The following is a 17,467-nucleotide window of genomic DNA, read 5'->3' on the forward strand; positions in this document are numbered from 1 at the left end:
GGACTAGCGGCGGCGGGCGCCGGTGGAGAGGTCGGCGGCACGGTCGGCCACACCCTGCACACCGAGGTCGGCCAGCGCGCGGACGAACGCGGACCCGACGATGGCACCGTCGGCGTACTCGAGCACCTCGCCGACCTGCTCGGCCGTCGAGATCCCGAGACCCACGCAAGTGCGCTCGACCCCGGCGTCGCGCAGGCGCGACACCACCGTGCGAGCGGCGACGTCGACCCCGGCCCGTGCACCGGTCACACCCATCGTGGAGACGGCGTAGACGAACCCACGGCTGGCCTGGACCGCCTGGCGCATGCGCTCGTCGGACGAGGACGGTGCGGCGAGGAAGACCCGGTCGAGCCCGGTCCGCTCGGAGGCCTCGGTCCACGCGGAGGCCTCGTCGGGGATGAGGTCGGGCGTGATCAGGCCGGCGGCACCGGCGGCGACGAGGTCGTCCGCGAAACGGTCCACGCCGTAGCGCAGCACCGGGTTCCAATAGGTCATGACGAGCACCGGCACGTCGGCCCGCTCGGTGATCTGCTGCACGGCGTCGAAGACCTGTGCGACCCGGAAGCCGTTCGCCAGGCTCTCCTCGGCCGCCCGCTGGATCACGGGGCCGTCCATCACCGGGTCGGAGTACGGCAGGCCGAACTCGATGACGTCCACGCCGTTCTCGGCGAGGGCGACGGCGGCGTCGACGCTGGTCTGCAGGTTCGGGTACCCGGCGGGCAGGTAGCCGACGACGGCTCCGGCGCGCTCGGCGTTGGCGGTGTCGATCGTCGTGGCGACGGTCCGGTTCGTGGTCACAGCTGCACCGCGTTCTCGTCGAGGATGCCGAAGTAGCGACTGGCGGACGCGACGTCCTTGTCACCCCGGCCGGACAGGTTCACGAGCACGACGCCCTCGGGGCCGAGCTCCTTGCCGAGCTTCATCGCACCGGCGAGGGCGTGGGACGACTCGATCGCCGGGATGATGCCCTCGGTCTGGCTCAGCAGTCGGAACGCCTCCATCGCCTCGGTGTCGGTGATCGGCTGGTACTTCGCGCGGCCGATCGACGCCAGGTACGCGTGCTCCGGTCCGACGCTCGGGTAGTCGAGTCCGGCGGAGATGCTGTGGCTCTCGATCGTCTGGCCGTCCTCGTCCTGCATCAGGTACGACTTCGCGCCCTGCAGCACGCCCTCGCGACCGAGCGTGATGCTCGCCGCGTGGCGACCGGTCTCGACGCCGTCGCCGCCGGCCTCGAAGCCGTGCAGCGCGACGGACTCGTCGTCGAGGAACGCCTCGAAGATGCCCATCGCGTTCGAACCGCCGCCGACGCAGGCCGCGACGGCGTCCGGCAGGCGCCCGACGCGGTCGAGGACCTGCTGCCGCGCTTCCTCGCCGATGACCTTGTGGAACTCGCGCACCATCTCGGGGAAGGGGTGCGGACCGGCGACCGTGCCGAGCAGGTAGTGCGTCGACTCGACGTTGGCGACCCAGTCGCGCAGGGCGTCGTTGATGGCGTCCTTCAGGGTGCGCGAACCGGTCTCGACGGGGATCACCTCGGCGCCCAGCAGGCGCATCCGGGCGACGTTGAGGGCCTGTCGCTCCGTGTCGACAGCGCCCATGTAGACGACGCAGTCCATGCCGAACAGTGCGGCAGCGGTCGCGGTGGCGACGCCGTGCTGGCCGGCACCGGTCTCGGCGATCAGGCGGGTCTTGCCGAGCCGACGGGCGACGAGGGCCTGGCCGAGGACGTTGTTGATCTTGTGGGAGCCGGTGTGGTTCAGGTCCTCGCGCTTCAGGATGACCCGGGCACCACCGGCGTGCTTCGCGAACCGCGGCACCTCGGTGATGATCGAGGGGCGCCCGGTGTAGTCACGCTGCAGCTCGTCGAGCTCCGCACGGAACGCCGGGTCCGCCCAGGCCTGACGGAAGGCGGCCTCGAGCTCGTCGAGCGCGAGGACGAGGGACTCGGGGACGAAGCGTCCGCCGAAGTCACCGAAGTAGGGGCCGTGCAGGTCGCGGAGTGAGGTCACGATGTGTCTCCCGGGACGAGTCCGACGCGGCCGGTCGGCCGCGTCGGACGGGTGGAACGTGCGGCCGCGGTCGGCGGCCTCGATGCGTTGGCGGGTCAGGCCGCTCTTCGGCGGCACCGTGGGCGGATCGGGCCACGATTCGGCGGCCCCGTGGGCCGGTCAGGCCTGGTCGGCGGCGTCGACGAACGACGCCAGGGTCGCGGCAGGGTCGTCGCCCGTCACGAGCGCTTCACCGACCAGCACGACGTCGGCGCCCGCTGCACGGTAGTGGGCGACGTCGGCCGGACCGGAGACCGCGGACTCGGCGACCCGCACGACCCCGGCGGGGATGCGGTCGGCGAGCGACCCGAACAGGTCGCGGTCGAGCGAGAAGTCGGTCAGGTCACGGGCGTTGACGCCGAGGATGCGGGCACCGGCGTCGAGGCCACGCGTGACCTCGTCACCGGAGTGCGCCTCGACCAGCACGCGCATGCCGAGTTCTTCGGCCAGGGTGTGCAGTTCGACCAGGCGGGCCTGTTCGAGCGCCGCCACGATGAGCAGCACGACGTCGGCTCCGGACGCCCGGGCCTCGATCACCTGGTACGGGTCTGCGATGAAGTCCTTGCGGAGCACGGGGACCCCGACGCGGGCCTTCACGGCTTCGAGGTCGGCCAGGCTGCCGAGGAACTTGCGGCCCTCGGTCAGGACGCTGATCGTCGAGGCCCCGCCACGCTCGTAGTCGGCGGCGAGGGCGGCCGGGTCGGCGATCGCGGCCATCGACCCGCGGGACGGGCTGGCACGCTTGACCTCGGCGATGATCTTCACCCGATCGCCCGGGCTGAGGAACGCGAGGGCGTCGAGCGGCGACGCCACCCGGTCGAGGTCGCGTTCGACGTCCGAGTACGGACGATCGACACGACGGGCGGCGGCGTCCTCGAGCGCGCCCGCGACGAGGGTCTCGAGCACGTTCGGCATCGGGAGACCCCTACTCGCCGTGGTGCTTGGGGACGAACTTCGGACCGTCGACGCCGTAGCCGGCCTTCTTCATCACGCCACCGGCGATGAGGCCGATGAGGACGACGCCGGCGGAGGCCCAGACGCCCCACGGCTGGTCGAACCAGAAGAACAGCGTGCCTGCCGCGAATCCGATCAGCATGATCACGACGGCGGTCCAGGCGGCCGGCGAGTGGCCTTCGCCGAGTTCTGCGGGCTCAGTGTTGCTCACGGTGCTCCTCGTTCTGCTCCGGCGTCGTCGGTCGAGCGACGCCCTGTCGATCCTACCGTGTCGTCACTCGGCGCCCCCGCGCCCGCGCCGTCGGCGGTGGTCGGGTCCACGCCCGCGCTCAGGTCGTCCCAGTCGACGACCGCGTCGCGCTGGACGGGTGCTGCTGCGCGTGCCGCCGCGGCGGCCCCGGCGGTCGCCGCACCGTACTTCCGGCTCGGGCCGGGCCAGGCGCGCTGGACCACGATGACGACCACGCCGAGCAGCACGGCGAGCACGCCGCCCGCGATCCCGACGGCGGGCCACGGGCTCACGGAGACGCTCGACACGACACCGCGGACGGCGCCGAGGTCGCTGACCCCGGCGACCTCGCCGACGGCACCGCGTGCAGCGGCGATCGGGTCACCGAGTGCGGTGATCCCGCTGACGACCACGCCGAGGCCGAGCAGGATCTCGACGGCGGCGAGCACGATGCGCAACACCCGTCCGGCGATGGTCATCGCCAGGAAGAGTGCGAGGCTGGCGATCGCCAGCGCGGTGTACTGCGGCACGACCGCCGCCCCGTCGGCCGAGACCGTCGAGGTGACGGCGGCACCCGCGTGCAGGCGCACGGTGAACCAGGTCTGGGTCCAGGCGAGCATGATGACGCCGGCGACCAGGAGCCCGGCGACCACGACGATCGGACGCGAGCGCTTCACGAGCGGACCTCGCGCATCCGGTTGGCCGTGGCGACGGCACGCAGCGGCGCGGCGGCCTTGTTGACCGCCTCGACGTGCTCGGTCTCCGGGTCGGAGTCCGCCACGAGCCCGGCACCGGCCTGCACGCGGGCGACGCCGTCCTTGATCAGGGCCGTTCGGATCGCGATCGCCAGGTCGGCGTCACCGGCGAAGTCGAAGTACCCGACGACTCCGGCGTACGCACCGCGCTTCGCCGGCTCGAGCTCGTCGATGATCTCGAGCGCACGCGGCTTCGGCGCACCCGAGAGCGTGCCGGCCGGGAACGTCGCCCGGAACACGTCGATCGCCGAGGCGTCGGGACGCACCCGCCCCTCGACGCTCGACACCAGGTGCATGATGTGGCTGAACCGCTCGACGGTCATGAACTCGGTGACGCTGACGGTGCCCGGCTCGCACACCTTCTGCAGGTCGTTGCGGGCGAGGTCGACGAGCATCAGGTGCTCGGCGCGCTCCTTCGGGTCGCCGAGCAGGTCCTCGCCGAGGCGGACGTCCTCTTCCGGGGTCGCACCGCGCGGGCGGGACCCGGCGATCGGGTGTGTGATCGCGCGGTCACCCTGCACCTTGACCAGGGCCTCTGGCGAGGCCCCGACGATCCAGAACCGCTCGTCGGCGGTGTCCGCGAGGGCGAGGAAGTACATGTACGGACTCGGGTTCAGCGTCCGGAGGACCCGGTAGACGTCGAGCGGGTCGGCCGTGACCTCGTGGTCGAACCGCTGCGAGATGACGACCTGGAACACGTCGCCGTCGCGGATGAAGCCCTTCGAGCGCTCGACGGCCGCCATGTAGTCGGCCGGGCTCGTACGGTGGGTCGGGGTCGGCTCGGCGATCTCGAAGGCCTCGGCGACGGTCGCGACGCTCGGTTGCACCAGGTCGCCCTGCATGCGGTCGAGGCGCTGCTGCGCGTCCGCCCAGAGGGTGTCCGCGTCGTCGGTGCCGTCGTTCAGCACGCTCGCGACGAGCAGCACGAGACCGGTGCGGTGGTCGAGCGCGGCGAGTTCGGAGACGAACGACAGCGCCTGTCCGGGGACGTCGAAGTCGGCTGGCGGCACGTTCGGCAGGTGCTCGAGCTGCCGCACGGCCTCCCACCCGATGAAGCCCACGGTGCCGCCGACGAGCGGCGGCGAGCCGGGCACCCGCGGCGTGGCCCAGCGCTCGTGCAACCGTGCGAGGACCTCGAGGGGGGCGCCTTCGAGCGACCCGACGGCGCGCTCGGCGTCGATGCCGGTGTCGATCCATGCCGCGCGGTCGCCGTCCTGCGTCAGGACGCCGAAGCTCCGGACGCCGACGAACGACCAGCGCGACCACAGGCCGCCCTGGCCGGCGGACTCGAGCAGGAAGGACCCGGGGCGGCCGTCGGCGAGCTTGCGGTAGACGCCGACCGGCGTCTCGCTGTCGCCGTACAGCGCGCGGACGACCGGCAGGACCCGGTGGTCGCCGAGCAGGCCGTCGAACTCAGGTCGGGAGGTCGTGTGCGGGGTGTCGGAGATCGTCGCGGTGGTCATCGCGTCGGCTCCCCGGCCGTGTCCGCCGGGGCGGACATGGTCACGGGCGCGAGCGGGTCGACGTCGAAGCACCGGTGCGCCCCGGTGTGGCACGCCGCCCCGACCTGCTGCACCGTGACGAGGAGCGTGTCGTCGTCGCAGTCCAGCGCAGCGCCCCGGACGTACTGGGCGTGTCCCGACGTGTCGCCCTTCCGCCAGTACTCGTTCCGCGACCGCGACCAGAAGGTCACACGGCCTTCGGTGAGGGTGCGGCGGAGGGCTTCCCGGTCCATGTAGCCGAGCATGAGGACGTCCTTCGACGATTCCTCCTGCACGATGGCGGGGAGCAGGCCGTCCGCACCGAAGCGTGCGCGGTCGAGGACCGCCTCGGTGTCGGTGTTGGTGCTGTCGGTCATGAGACTCCTAGCCTACGGCGGCGGATCAGCGGACGGCGTGGCCGGTCGCGCGGAGCGCGGCCTTGACGTCCCCCACGGTCATCTCGCCACGGTGGAAGACGCTGGCGGCGAGGACTGCATCCGCACCCGCGTCGACGGCCGGGGCGAAGTGCTCGACGCGACCCGCGCCTCCCGAGGCGATCACCGGGACGGACGAGACGGCGCGCACCGCGGTCACGAGTTCGAGGTCGAACCCGTTCTTCGTGCCGTCGGCGTCGATGGAGTTGACCAGCAGTTCCCCCGCGCCGCGCTCGACGGCCTCGCGTGCCCACGCGATGGCGTCGAGGTCGGACTCGGTCCGCCCGCCGTGGGTGGTCACCACGAAGCCCGAGGGCATCCGGTCGGACCGCTTGACGTCGAGCGACAGCACGACTGCCTGGGCGCCGAACCGGTCGGCGATCTCGCCGATGAGCTCGTGCCGTGCGATGGCTGCGCTGTTCACGCCGATCTTGTCCGCGCCGCACTGCTGCAGCCGCGAGACGTCGTCGACACTGCGCACCCCACCGCCGACGGTGAGCGGGATGAAGACCTGCTCGGCCGTCCGGGTCACGGTGTCGTACATCGTCGCGCGGTTCTCGACCGTGGCGCCGACGTCCAGGAAGGTCAGCTCGTCGGCACCCTGCTCGTAGTAGCGAGCCGCGAGCTCGACGGGGTCACCGGCGTCCTGGAGGTCCAGGAAGTTGACGCCCTTGACGACGCGACCGCCCTTGACGTCGAGGCACGGGATGACCCGCACCGACACGCCACCGGCGGTCACAGGCGTGCGGCGTGGATCGGGCTGACGAGGATCGCCCGGGCGCCGAGGTCGTAGAGCGCGTCCATGATGAGGTTCGCGTCGTCGCGCGGGATCATCACGCGGACCGCGGCCCAGTCGCGGTCGTGCAGCGGCGACACGGTGGGCGACTCGATGCCGGACGCCACCGCGGTCGCCTGCTCGAGCAGGGCCGTGGGGACGTCGTAGTCGAGCATCACGTAGCCACGGGCGACGAGCACGCCCTGTAGACGCCGGCGCAGCACGTCGATGCCGGGGATGGTCTCGTCGGTGGAGACGAGCACCGCGGTCGACTCGAGGATCACCGGGCCGAAGATCTCGAGGCCCGCCTGCCGGAGCGTGCTGCCCGTCGACACGACGTCGGCCACGGCGTCGGCGACCCCGAGCCGGACGGCGCTCTCGACCGCGCCGTCGAGCTTCACGAGCGTGGAGCTGACCCCGTGCTCGGCGAGGAACGCACCGACCAGTCCGGGGTAGCTCGTGGCCACGCGCACGCCGTCGAGGTCCTGCAGCGAGGCGAACCGACCCGGGGTGCCGGCGAACCGGAAGGTGGAGTCGGCGAAGCCGAGCGCGTCGACCTCGTGCGCCTCGGACCCGGAGTCGAGCAGCAGGTCGCGGCCGGTGACGCCGACGTCGAGCGCGCCGGACCCCACGTACGTGGCGATGTCCCGCGGGCGGAGGAAGAAGAACTCGACGCCGTTGCGCTCGTCGAGCAGGTGCAGCGCCTTCGGGTCGCGGCGGCCGGCGTACCCGGCCTCCCGCAGCATGTCGGACGCGGTCTCGGACAGGGAGCCCTTGTTGGGCACGGCGATGCGGAGCATCAGTGGGTCTGCTTTCTGTGGGGTCGTCGGCGGTCGTCGGTGCGCCGGGCGGCGCTTCCTACAGATGTCGCCAGACGTCCGCCGGGGTGAGCCCCTTGGCGACCATGAGGACCTGGAGGTGGTAGATCAGCTGCGAGATCTCCTCCGAGGTGCGCTCGTCGCCCTCGTACTCGGCCGCCATCCAGACCTCGGCGGCTTCCTCCACGATCTTCTTGCCGATCTGGTGCACGCCGGCGTCCAGTTCGGCGACGGTGCCGGAGCCCTCGGGGCGCGTGCGCGCCTTCTCGGTGAGCTCCTGGAACAGGTCGTCGAACGTCTTCACGGGGTCCAGGCTACCGGTCTCCGCTGACGCTGCCGACGCACCGTCCGGACGGGAGGCAGTGGTCACCTCGGTGACGCCGGTGCGCTCCGGCGCTCCCCCGGTCACGAGCGCGCCCGAGCGGCGGCCTCGCGCAGGTCCGCGATGCGCGCGGCGGGTTCGCCGCCGTAGACCGCGGAGCCCGCCACCAGGGTGTCGGCACCGCTCCGGACGGCCTCGGGCACGGTGTCGACCGCGATCCCGCCGTCCACCTCGAGCCAGACGTCGAGCCCGGACGCGTCGACGGCGGCCCGGGCGTCGGCGAGCTTCGGCATCACGGACGGCATGAAGGACTGGCCGCCGAACCCGGGCTCGACCGTCATCAGCAGGATCATGTCGTAGGCGTCGAGGTGGTGCAGCACCTGCGTGATCGGGGTGCCGGGCTTCACGGCGATCGCCGCGCGGGCACCGTTCGACCGGATCGCCGCGGCGGTCGCCACCGGGTCGTCGGCTGCCTCGAAGTGGAACGTGACGCTCGACGCACCGGTCTCGGCGTACTTCGGCGCGTTGCGATCGGCGTCGGTGATCATCAGGTGCACGTCGAGCGGCACCGGCGACACCTGCTGCAGCCGCTGCACGATCGGCAGCCCGAGCGTCAGGTTCGGGACGAAGTGGTTGTCCATCACGTCGACGTGCACCAGGTCGGCGGTCTCGATGCGCTGGAGTTCGCGCTCGAGGTTCGCGAAGTCGGCGGACAGGATGCTCGGCGAGATGCGGATCGTCACCGGGCAAGCCTACCGGCGCGCCGTGGGCCGGGGCCTCAGTCGACGCGACGGAACAGCGCGATGAACATCGCGTCCGTCCCGACGCGGTGCGGCCACAGCTGCGCGGTCGCACCGTCCGCGATCTCGGGGTCGCGTGCGGCGACGCCCCGGACGATCGTGGCGGTGTCGAGCTGCTCGAGCCGGTCACCGTGCCGCCCCATCAGGGCGTCGACCTGCCCGCGGGTCTCGGCCAGGTGCGGCGAGCACGTCACGTACGCCAGGGTCCCGCCCGGTGCGAGCACCCGCACGGCGGCGTCGAGCAGTTCGGTCTGCAGGGCCGCGAGCTCCTCGACGTCCTCGGGGAGCTTCCGCCAGCGTGCCTCCGGCCGGCGACGCAGCGCGCCGAGCCCGGTGCACGGGGCGTCGAGCAGGATGCGGTCGAAGGTCATCCCGGTGCCGTCCCGGCCGTACCGACGGGCGTCGCCCTCGACGACCCGCACGTGGTCACCGAACACACCGAGGGCGTTCCGCACGAGTCCGGCGCGGGCGGGCACGAGCTCGTTGGCGACCAGGGTCGCCCCGCCCTGCTGCGCCTCGGCGGCGAGCAGCGCGGCCTTGCCGCCGGGCCCGGCGCACATGTCGAGCCACCGCTCCCCCGCACGCACGTCCGACGAGCGGCTCAGCGCCAGCGCGGCGAGCTGCGACCCCTCGTCCTGCACGCGCAGGCGTCCGGCGGCGACGCCCGGCACGCGCGCCGGGTCGCCGCTGATGCCGCGGATGCCGACGGGCGACACCGGCGCGGCATCCGCCTGCACGACGGGCTCGTCGGCCCGGACGGGAGGCACGGTGCCGGTCGCGCCGTCGGCCTCCGGTTCGTCGTCGGCCGGCACCAGGGCCGCGGGCACGTCGTCCGCACCGGTCGCGTCGGCGAACGCGGCGTCGGTGTCGTCGTCCGGCGTGGTGCGGGCGGTCGCGGTGGCGATGTCCTCGTCGGTGGCGAGTCCGGGCAGGGCCGCGAGCTGCACCCGGGGTGCTGCGTTGTCGGCGGCGAGCAGGGCGGCGAGCTCGTCGCGCGAGCGTTCGGCGGCCAGGGCGTCGCGGAGCGCCGAGACGACCCAGACCGGGTGCGACCAGCGGGTGGCGAGCAGGGCGTCCCCGGCGCGGCCCTCGGTGATCAGGGCGTCCCACTCCTGATCGGTGCGGGCGGCGATCTTGCGCATCACGGCGTTCACGAACCCGGTGGCGCGGCGGGCGCCGACCTCGCGGGCGAGCTCGACCGTGGCGTCGACGGCCGCGTGCGTCGGCGTGCGCATGGCGAGCAGCTGGTGCGCACCGAGGCGCATCACGTCGAGGACGTCCGCCTCGATGTTCTCGGCCCGGCGACCGGAGGCCAGCGCGATGATCACGTCGTAGCGGCCGAGCATCCGGATCGAGCCGTACGTGAGCTCGGTCGCGAACCCGGCGTCGCGAGCGGTGAGACCGGCGCGGCGGATGCGCGTCGGCAGCAGCAGGTTCGCGTAGGCGTCGTCGACCTGCACGGCGCGGAGCACGTCGAACGCCACGCGGCGGGCGCTGGCCGGACGCGGGCCGCGGCGGGCACCCTGGGGCTTCGTCTGGGGGCTCATGCGAGGACCTTCCCGTCCAGTTCGCCGAGGCCACGGGCCCAGGCGGCGGCGTCCATCGCCTTCTTGCCCGCCGGCTGCACCTCGAGCAGCACGAGCGGGGTGTCGGCGGTCCCGACCAGCAGCCGACCGCCGTGGAGTGCGAGCGCACCCGGCGCGAGCGACGGGGCGGGGTCCTGCGTGCCTCCCGGCCGGAGTGTGCTGCGGAGCAGCTTCACGCGGGTCTCGCCCAGGTGGGCGTACGCGCCGGGCTCGGGCGTGACCCCGCGCAGCCGCGCGTGCACGACGGTGGCGGGCACGGCGAAGTCGATGCGGCCGTCGTCGATCGTGAGCTTCGGGGCGACCGTGGGCTCGCCGGACTGCTCGGTCGCGACGGCGGTGCCGGCGGCGATGGCGTCCACGACGTCCGCCACGACGTCGGCGCCGACCTCGGCCATCGCGGCGAGGACCTCGCCCGAGGTCGCCTCGGGGTCGATCTCGAAGGGCCGCGCAGCGTGGACGGGGCCGGCGTCGAGCGCCTCGACCAGCTGGAAGACCGTCGCGGCGGTCCGGGTGTCGCCGGCCATCACCGCACGCTGCACGGGAGCCGCACCGCGGTACGCCGGCAGGTCGGAGAAGTGCAGGTTGATCCACCCGTGCCGCGGGGCGTCGAGGGCCGGGCGGCGGAGCAGGGCGCCGTACGCGACGATGACGCCGAGGTCGACGTCGAGGTCCGCGATCCGGACGGTGACGGCGTCGTCGACGCGCGAGGCCTCGATGACGGGCAGTCCGAGCTCGGCGGCGACGACGGCCACCGGGGTCGGGGTGAGGACACGCTTGCGGCCCTGCGGGGTGGCCGGCCGCGTGAGCACCGCGACGATCTCGTGGTCGGACGCCGCCAGACGGCGGAGGGTGGGGACGGCCGCAGCGGGGCTGCCGGCGACGACGAGACGCATGGGTTCGATCCTCCCACGCCGACCGGCCCACCCGACCCCGACGCCTGTCCGGGGCACGCGGTGCTCGGCACTGCCTGTGCACCAGCAGAGCGTGGGCTGCGTACGTTGTGGCTGCATCGACGGAAGGAGCACCATGACCGACCGAGACCTGCCCATCCCGGACTTCGACCACGTCCCGCTCGGCAACCTGACGGAGCACCTGACGGCCCTCGACCGCGAGCAGCTCGAGGTGCTGCTCGACCACGAGAACGCCCACGGCGCACGGTTGCCGGTGCTGGAGCGGATCCGTCACCGGATCGAGGCCCTGGACGGCGGTGCGGAGCCGACCGGTTCCGTGCCGGAGCACCTCCCCGAGACGTCTGCGGGGGCCTCGGCACCCGCGGACGTCACGCCGGCCACCGCCGGTCCGACGATCAACCCGCCGTCCCACGGCGTGCCCACCAACCCCGCGCAACCGCGCTGAGATCAGGAGACACCATGAGCGACGTCACCACCGCCACCAACCGCTACGCCGGTTCGTCCGTCCAGAAGGCCGCCCTCGTGGTCGGCATCGTGTTCCTGCTCGTCGGGATCGCCGGGTTCATCCCCGGCATCACGACCGGCGACCTGGCCGGGGCCGGACACGAGTCGATGGGCATGCTGCTCGGCATCTTCCAGGTGTCCGTGCTGCACAACATCGTGCACCTGCTGTTCGGCGTCGTCGGACTGATCGCCGCCAACCGTGCCTCCGGCTCGCGGATGTACCTGGTGATCGGCGGGATCGTCTACTTCGTGCTGTGGATCTACGGCCTCTTCACCGCCGGTCACAGCTCGGGTGCGAACTTCGTCCCGCTGAACAACGCCGACAACTGGCTGCACCTCGTCCTCGCCATCGGCATGGTCGCCCTCGGCGTCGTGCTGCCCCGCGAGCGTCGCCGGCCCGCCAACGCCTGACCGGCCCGCACCAGCCCGTCGCCACTCGGCGGCAGACCCTGAACGACACCGCCGACGTCCGACGACGTCGGCGGTGTCGTTCTGCGTCGGGGCGCTCGCGGTCGGGCCCACGCGGGCCCGGCCGGGTCAGACCTCGGAGAACGGTTCGGCGTCGTCCAACCGCACCCGCAGCGTCGGAGCGGCGCGTCGGCGGTTGCCGCCCTTGAGCACCCGCCTGGTCGACGAGCGCCGGATCACCTCGGCCTTGAGCGTCGCGGCGACCTCGGCCCCGTGCGCGTACGGGAACCGCACGATCGCCCGGACCGTGCCCGGCAGGGCGTCGTCCTCGACCGGGACCGGACCGAGCACCGGACCGACGACGGCGTCGCCGAGCGCTTCGACCGCAGCGGTGACGGCTTCGTCGGTGCCGGTCATCGTCGCGACCCGGACCGCCGGCGGGAAGTGCAGTTCGCGGCGGTCGGTCAGCTCGTCGTGCGCGGGCCCGTCGAGTCGCCACAGGGCCATCGCCGAGGCCAGCCGACCGCCGATCCCGACCAGGTACACCTCGGCACCGGGGGCCGACTTCGCCGCCGCGTTCGTCCAGAAGCGCAGGACGTCCTCCTGCACGCGCAGCCCCTCGCGGGCGAGCATCTTCTCACCGTCCAGCAGCAGCACGCAGGCGTAGCCCCCCGGCACCGACGGCTCGGCCCCACGGGTGGCGACGACGACGGAGGGCCGGGCGGGGACCTCGTCGAGCGGGCGTGAGCCGTCGGCGACGACGATCCGGGTACCGGGGAACGCCCGCCCGAGTTCGTCGGCCGTCCGTTGCGCCCCCTGGCCGACCGGCTTGACGGTGCCGTTGCCGCACGTCGGGCAGCGGAACCCGACGGCCAGCGCGCCGCAGAACCGGCACTGCGGCGTGGCGCCACGGTGCGGGCTGCCGAGCGGCCCGCCGCAGACGCGGCAGTGCGCGCGTTCGCCGCATTCGGCGCAGACCAGCCCGGTGCCGAAGCCCGGGCTCGCGACCTGCACCAGGACGGCACCGTGCTGGCTGGCCTCGCGCGCGGCACGCCAGGCGGAACTCGGGATGCGGGCCTGTGCGGCGAACCCCTCGGCCCCGGTCTGCTGCACGGTGGGGATGACCTTCGGGGTCTTCACGCGGTGGGGCACGACGTCCTGCAGCCAGTGCAGCTCGACCAGTCGCTGCACGTCGGTGCTGCGCGCGTGCGAGACGAACAGCAGGGCGGCACCGGACTGGGCGGCCCGCACCAGGGCGACGTCGCGCGTGTGCACGTAGGGCGCCCGCTGCTCGATGAACGAGGCGTCGCCGTCGTCCCACATGGCGATCAGCCCGAGCTCGGTCGCCGGCGCGTACACGGCCGTGCGGTTGCCGATCGCGACCACCGGGTGCGTGCGGGCCTGCAGCAGGGCCTTCGCGCGCTGCCCGTTCGTCTGCTTGGCGTCGAACCGCACCACCCGCTCCGGTGGCAGCACGGCGAGCAGAGCACGCTCGAGGTCGATGACGTCGCGGAAGTCCGGCACGGCGATCACCGCGGACTGCTCGGCCGCCACCGTGTGCGCGGCCGCCTGGGCGAGCGTCGCGGCCCAGCCCGGGACCCAGACCGGCTCGCCCGCGTCGCCCACCGCCACGGGCTGGGGCACGGCGGCGACCGCGGCGCGTCCGTGCTCCGTCACCACGGCCTCCAGGACGCCGTCGGCGTAGCCGGTGACGGGCGGGGCGCTCACCGGCGGGGGCGACCACGCGGTGTCCCGGGCGAGCCAGGCCTTCTCGGCGCGCACCTGCCGCGGGGGCACGGCGAGGCGCAGGACGTCGGAGGCGACACCCGCGGCCCGGTCGGCGACGGCGCGCGCGAGGGCCCAGATCTCCGGCGCCAGGACGGGCACCGGGGACAGGACGGCCTCGATCTGGCTGAGCTCCCCCGGGTACTCACCTTCGGTGACGATCTCGACCACGTAGCCGTCGGACATCCGTGCCCCGGTGCGCAGCGGCACCTTGACGCGGACCCCCGCGACGCAGTCGTCCTCGAGCTCGGCCGGCACCCGGTAGTCGAACAGACGGTCCAACTGCGGGAGCGGCGAGTCGAGGACGACGCGCGCGACGGTGGTCACGCGGTGCTTCAGACGGTCGCGGCGACGAGTCCTGCGGCGGCGCGGAGTTCCTCGACACGGTCGAGCTGCTCCCACGTGAACCCGGGGAGCTCGCGGCCGAAGTGGCCGTAGGTCGCGGTCTGCGCGTAGATCGGTCGGAGCAGGTCGAGGTCGCGGATGATCGCGGCCGGACGCAGGTCGAACACCTGGCGGATGGCTGCCTCGATCGTGGCGTCGTCGACGTGTCCGGTGCCGAAGGTCTCGACGTAGAGCCCGACGGGCTTCGCGCGGCCGATCGCGTACGCGACCTGCACCTCGAGCCGGTCGGCCAGCCCCGCGGCGACCGCGTTCTTGGCGACCCAGCGCAGCGCGTACGCCGCCGAACGGTCGACCTTCGACGGGTCCTTGCCGCTGAACGCGCCGCCACCGTGACGGGAGGCCCCGCCGTAGGTGTCGACGATCACCTTGCGGCCGGTGAGCCCGGCGTCGCCCTGGGGGCCACCGATCTCGAAGCGACCGGTCGGGTTCACGATGACGTCGACGTGCGACGAGTCGAGGTCGACCAGGTCGAGGACCGGACGGATCACGTGTTCGGTGATCGCCGCGGTGAGCTCGTCGAGCGTGACGCTCGGCGAGTGCTGCGTGGAGAGCACGACGGTCTCGACGGTCTTCGGCACGACGCCGTCGTACCCGATGGTGACCTGGGTCTTGCCGTCGGGGCGGAGGAACGACAGCTCGCCCGACTTGCGGACCGCGGCCAGGCGCTCGGCCAGGCGGTGGGCCAGCCAGATCGCGACCGGCATGTACTCGGGGGTCTCGTTCGTCGCGAAGCCGAACATGATGCCCTGGTCGCCGGCACCCTGGCGGTCGAGCGGGTCGACCGCACCGGTGCGGGAGTCGAGCGACTCGTCGACACCCTGCGCGATGTCCGGCGACTGCGCACCGATCGAGACCTCGACACCGCACGTGGCGCCGTCGAACGAGACGTCCGACGAGTTGTAGCCGATGCCGGTGATGACGTCACGGACGAGCTTGGGGATCTCGACGTAACCGGAGGTCGTGACCTCGCCGGCGACGTGCACGAGCCCGGTGGTCACCATCGTCTCGACGGCGACGCGCGCGTTCGGGTCGACCGTCAGCAGTGCGTCGAGGATGCTGTCCGAGATCTGGTCGCAGATCTTGTCGGGGTGCCCCTCGGTCACCGACTCGGACGTGAAGAGGCGGAGAGCAGCTGCAGTCACCGGGATCAGTCGGTGGGCTGCTGCTGCTTGGTGACGGTGAGCTTGTCCTCGTTGATCTCGTGGAGCGCGACGGACAGCGGCTTGTCGTCGATCGTCGAGTCGACGAGCGGTCCGACGTTGTCGAAGAGCGAGCCCTCGTGCAGGTCGGCGTAGTAGTCGTTGATCTGGCGGGCGCGCTTGGACGCGAAGATGACGAGCGCGTACTTCGACTCGACCTTGCTGAGCAGGTCGTCGATGGGCGGGTCGATGATGCCCTGGGGGTTGGCCATGGTGTCTCCTCGAAGTCAGTGCACCCGTCAGGGCGCAGAGAACAAGTCTACGACCTCACGTGCCGCGGTGCCGACATCGGAGTTCACGATCCGCACGTCGAACTCGTCCTGGGCAGCCAGCTCGACCTTCGCGGTCTCGAGGCGACGCGCCTGTTCCTCCGCGGATTCCGTACCGCGGCCGATGAGCCGGCGCACCAGTTCCTCCCACGTCGGGGGCAGCAGGAACACGAGCACCGCCTCGGGCATGGCGTCGCGGACCTGCCGGGCGCCCTGCAGGTCGATCTCGAGCATGACCTTCTCGCCGGCGTCGAGCGCCCGGTCGATCGGCGGGCGCGGGGTGCCGTAGCGGTACGAGTTGTGGACGGTCGCCCACTCGAGCAGCTCGCGATCGCGGATCATGCGGTCGAACTCGTCGTCGTCCACGAAGTAGTAGTGCACGCCGTCGACCTCGCCGGGGCGCGGCTTCCGGGTGGTGGCGGAGACGCTGAGGTTGACGTCCGGGTACTGCTCGCGGATGTGGGCGCTGACCGTGCCCTTGCCGACCGCGGTGGGTCCGGCGAGCACGACGAGCTTCGAGGCACCACGCTTGCGACCGCGGGCGGCGAGCCAGTCGGCCAGGGCGGCGCGCTGCCGGGTCCCCAGGCCACCGAGGCGCTTCGACGGCGCGATCCGCAGGGACCCCATGATCGCCTCCGCACGCGCGGGGCCGATGCCCGGCAGGCTCACCAGCAGGTCACGGACCCGCAGCGAGCGTTCCGCCGAGGTCGTCTCGACCAGCGAGTCGTCCCACGCGGCACGGGCGACGTCGAGCGCGGAGCGTTCCCCCGACGCGATCGCGGCCTTCACCGCGGCCCGGGCGCGTCGCGCGGCGACGGCGGCCTTCGCCGCGGCGACGCGGTCGACCTCTGGCGGGGTGCGGTGGGCGGGCAGGCCCTCGTGGTCGTCGGTCACGCTGCCGCCGCCAGTGCAGCGCGGATGCGGTCGGCGCGGGCGGTGACGAGCGCCGCGACGCCGTCCGGACCGTCGGTCAGCAGGCCGCGCGACTCACTCACGAGCACCTGCTCGGCACGGGCGCCGTACAGCGCACGGAGGTCCTCGATGCGGGCACCCTGGGCACCGAAGCCCGGGGCGAGGACCGGCGCGGAGCCGATCGCGTCCGCGTCGATGCCGAAGTCGTCGAGGTGAAGGGTCGCGCCGAGCACGAGCCCGACGTCGCCGAGGGCCTGATCGCCCACGGACCGGTTGTCGTCTGCCACGTCCAAGACGATACCGGCCGCGACCGTCCGGCCGGTACGCGGCCCCTCCGCGACGACCGCGGTCTGCAGCACCCGGGCCTCGGGGTTGCTCGTCGCCGCGAGCACGAAGACCCCCGCACCGTTCCGGCGCGCGACGTCGACCGTGCCCCGGAGCGAGCCGTACCCGAGGTACGGCGACACCGTCATCGCGTCGGCCGCGAACGGCCCGTCGCGGTCGAGCCACGCGAGCGCGTAGTCGTCACCGGTGGTCCCGATGTCGCCCCGCTTCACGTCGGCGACGACCAGGAGGCCCGCATCGCGTGCCCGGCGGACCGTCGCGTCGAGCGCACGGTAGCCCGCCACCCCCGCCGCCTCGAAGAAGGCCACCTGCGGCTTCACGATCGCAGCGCGGCCGGCGGCCGCGTCGACCATGGTCGCGCCGAAGGCGGTGAGGCCCTGCTCGTCGCGGGCGAGCCCCCACGCCGCCAGGGTGGCGGCGTGGGGGTCGATCCCGACGCAGAGCGGTGAACGCTCCCCCATGGCGGACGCGAGGCGGACGCCGAAGGAGGCCGGGCCTCCCGACCGGGTCGTGCCCACGCTGGCAGC

Annotated in this window: 20 protein-coding genes; 2 read left to right on the top strand and 18 right to left on the bottom strand. The window is 72.9% G+C overall.

Annotated elements, in window-relative coordinates:
* Positions 1-3: 3 nt before the first annotated feature.
* The 13 genes from trpA to fmt form a co-directional block, all read right to left on the bottom strand.
* Positions 4-798 (bottom strand): tryptophan synthase subunit alpha, encoded by a 795-nt coding sequence (gene trpA, locus DEJ27_RS04715; protein WP_110858959.1) that lies wholly within the window; start codon positions 796-798, stop codon positions 4-6.
* Positions 795-2,009: a tryptophan synthase subunit beta gene (gene trpB, locus DEJ27_RS04720; RefSeq protein WP_111090502.1), complete on the bottom strand. Its 1,215-nt coding sequence runs from the start codon at positions 2,007-2,009 to the stop codon at positions 795-797. The genes trpA and trpB overlap by 4 nt, the downstream gene beginning before the upstream one ends.
* 159 nt (positions 2,010-2,168) lie before the next feature.
* Positions 2,169-2,954, bottom strand: a complete 786-nt coding sequence (gene trpC / locus DEJ27_RS04725; RefSeq protein ID WP_110859138.1) for an indole-3-glycerol phosphate synthase TrpC — start codon at positions 2,952-2,954, stop codon at positions 2,169-2,171.
* 19 nt (positions 2,955-2,973) lie between these two features.
* Entirely contained in the window at positions 2,974-3,213 is a 240-nt protein-coding gene (locus DEJ27_RS04730) for an HGxxPAAW family protein (protein WP_111090420.1), read from the bottom strand.
* The gene (locus DEJ27_RS04735; RefSeq protein ID WP_110858960.1) at positions 3,210-3,908 is read right to left on the bottom strand and encodes a Trp biosynthesis-associated membrane protein; all 699 of its coding nucleotides are present in this window, start codon (positions 3,906-3,908) and stop codon (positions 3,210-3,212) included. Before DEJ27_RS04735 ends, DEJ27_RS04730 begins: the two co-directional genes overlap by 4 nt.
* Positions 3,905-5,449: an anthranilate synthase component I gene (locus DEJ27_RS04740; protein ID WP_110858961.1), complete on the bottom strand. Its 1,545-nt coding sequence runs from the start codon at positions 5,447-5,449 to the stop codon at positions 3,905-3,907. The genes DEJ27_RS04735 and DEJ27_RS04740 overlap by 4 nt, the downstream gene beginning before the upstream one ends.
* A complete protein-coding gene (hisI, locus tag DEJ27_RS04745; RefSeq protein WP_111090421.1) occupies positions 5,446-5,844 on the bottom strand; it encodes a phosphoribosyl-AMP cyclohydrolase in 399 nt (132 codons plus the stop codon). The genes DEJ27_RS04740 and hisI overlap by 4 nt, the downstream gene beginning before the upstream one ends.
* A gap of 25 nt (positions 5,845-5,869) precedes the next feature.
* Entirely contained in the window at positions 5,870-6,640 is a 771-nt protein-coding gene (hisF, locus tag DEJ27_RS04750; RefSeq protein ID WP_110858963.1) for an imidazole glycerol phosphate synthase subunit HisF, read from the bottom strand.
* On the bottom strand, positions 6,637-7,476 hold the full coding sequence (gene hisG, locus DEJ27_RS04755) for an ATP phosphoribosyltransferase (RefSeq protein WP_110858964.1): 840 nt from the start codon (positions 7,474-7,476) through the stop codon (positions 6,637-6,639). Before hisG ends, hisF begins: the two co-directional genes overlap by 4 nt.
* Before the next feature lie 58 nt (positions 7,477-7,534).
* Positions 7,535-7,798, bottom strand: coding sequence for a phosphoribosyl-ATP diphosphatase (locus DEJ27_RS04760; RefSeq protein WP_027465728.1), 264 nt, complete (start codon positions 7,796-7,798; stop codon positions 7,535-7,537).
* Between the two features lie 101 nt (positions 7,799-7,899).
* A complete protein-coding gene (rpe, locus tag DEJ27_RS04765; RefSeq protein ID WP_111090422.1) occupies positions 7,900-8,559 on the bottom strand; it encodes a ribulose-phosphate 3-epimerase in 660 nt (219 codons plus the stop codon).
* Positions 8,560-8,594: 35 nt separating this feature from the next.
* Positions 8,595-10,163, bottom strand: a complete 1,569-nt coding sequence (locus DEJ27_RS04770) for an RsmB/NOP family class I SAM-dependent RNA methyltransferase (protein ID WP_258369789.1) — start codon at positions 10,161-10,163, stop codon at positions 8,595-8,597.
* Positions 10,160-11,095: a methionyl-tRNA formyltransferase gene (fmt, locus tag DEJ27_RS04775; RefSeq protein WP_110858966.1), complete on the bottom strand. Its 936-nt coding sequence runs from the start codon at positions 11,093-11,095 to the stop codon at positions 10,160-10,162. Before fmt ends, DEJ27_RS04770 begins: the two co-directional genes overlap by 4 nt.
* Positions 11,096-11,228: 133 nt before the next feature.
* On the opposite strand from fmt, the gene DEJ27_RS04780 reads away from it, so the two are divergent.
* A complete protein-coding gene (locus DEJ27_RS04780) occupies positions 11,229-11,558 on the top strand; it encodes a hypothetical protein (RefSeq protein WP_110858967.1) in 330 nt (109 codons plus the stop codon).
* A 14-nt stretch (positions 11,559-11,572) separates the two neighbouring features.
* Positions 11,573-12,028 carry a DUF4383 domain-containing protein gene (locus DEJ27_RS04785; RefSeq protein ID WP_110858968.1) on the top strand — a complete coding sequence of 152 codons (456 nt, stop codon included), beginning with the start codon at positions 11,573-11,575 and terminating at the stop codon, positions 12,026-12,028.
* Positions 12,029-12,154: 126 nt separating this feature from the next.
* Here the strand turns inward: DEJ27_RS04785 and DEJ27_RS04790 are convergent, their stop codons facing one another.
* Genes DEJ27_RS04790 through pyrF form a run of 5 tightly spaced genes read right to left on the bottom strand, consistent with a single transcriptional unit; the run spans position 12,155 to position 17,458 of the window.
* Positions 12,155-14,137, bottom strand: a complete 1,983-nt coding sequence (locus DEJ27_RS04790) for a primosomal protein N' (RefSeq protein WP_110858969.1) — start codon at positions 14,135-14,137, stop codon at positions 12,155-12,157.
* Between the two features lie 8 nt (positions 14,138-14,145).
* Complete coding sequence (gene metK / locus DEJ27_RS04795) at positions 14,146-15,357, bottom strand: methionine adenosyltransferase (RefSeq protein ID WP_110858970.1); 1,212 nt, start codon at positions 15,355-15,357, stop codon at positions 14,146-14,148.
* Between the two features lie 5 nt (positions 15,358-15,362).
* On the bottom strand, positions 15,363-15,626 hold the full coding sequence (gene rpoZ / locus DEJ27_RS04800; RefSeq protein ID WP_017887186.1) for a DNA-directed RNA polymerase subunit omega: 264 nt from the start codon (positions 15,624-15,626) through the stop codon (positions 15,363-15,365).
* A gap of 27 nt (positions 15,627-15,653) precedes the next feature.
* Entirely contained in the window at positions 15,654-16,577 is a 924-nt protein-coding gene (gene gmk / locus DEJ27_RS04805; RefSeq protein ID WP_258369790.1) for a guanylate kinase, read from the bottom strand.
* On the bottom strand, positions 16,574-17,458 hold the full coding sequence (gene pyrF, locus DEJ27_RS04810; RefSeq protein ID WP_258369791.1) for an orotidine-5'-phosphate decarboxylase: 885 nt from the start codon (positions 17,456-17,458) through the stop codon (positions 16,574-16,576). The genes gmk and pyrF overlap by 4 nt, the downstream gene beginning before the upstream one ends.
* Positions 17,459-17,467 lie beyond the last annotated feature (9 nt).

The organism is Curtobacterium sp. MCPF17_018 (genome assembly GCF_003234135.1).
GTDB classification, from domain to species: domain Bacteria; phylum Actinomycetota; class Actinomycetes; order Actinomycetales; family Microbacteriaceae; genus Curtobacterium; species Curtobacterium flaccumfaciens.

Excerpts from the sequence above, each read along its gene's own strand:
- DEJ27_RS04785 (WP_110858968.1), top strand. The coding sequence starts at position 11,573 with ATGAGCGACGTCACCACCGCCACCAACCGCTACGCCGGTTCGTCCGTC.
- DEJ27_RS04740 (WP_110858961.1), bottom strand. The coding sequence starts at position 5,449 with ATGACCACCGCGACGATCTCCGACACCCCGCACACGACCTCCCGACCT.
- fmt (WP_110858966.1), bottom strand. The coding sequence starts at position 11,095 with ATGCGTCTCGTCGTCGCCGGCAGCCCCGCTGCGGCCGTCCCCACCCTC.
- hisG (WP_110858964.1), bottom strand. The coding sequence starts at position 7,476 with ATGCTCCGCATCGCCGTGCCCAACAAGGGCTCCCTGTCCGAGACCGCG.
- rpoZ (WP_017887186.1), bottom strand. The coding sequence starts at position 15,626 with ATGGCCAACCCCCAGGGCATCATCGACCCGCCCATCGACGACCTGCTC.
- DEJ27_RS04780 (WP_110858967.1), top strand. The coding sequence starts at position 11,229 with ATGACCGACCGAGACCTGCCCATCCCGGACTTCGACCACGTCCCGCTC.
- hisI (WP_111090421.1), bottom strand. The coding sequence starts at position 5,844 with ATGACCGACAGCACCAACACCGACACCGAGGCGGTCCTCGACCGCGCA.
- DEJ27_RS04770 (WP_258369789.1), bottom strand. The coding sequence starts at position 10,163 with ATGAGCCCCCAGACGAAGCCCCAGGGTGCCCGCCGCGGCCCGCGTCCG.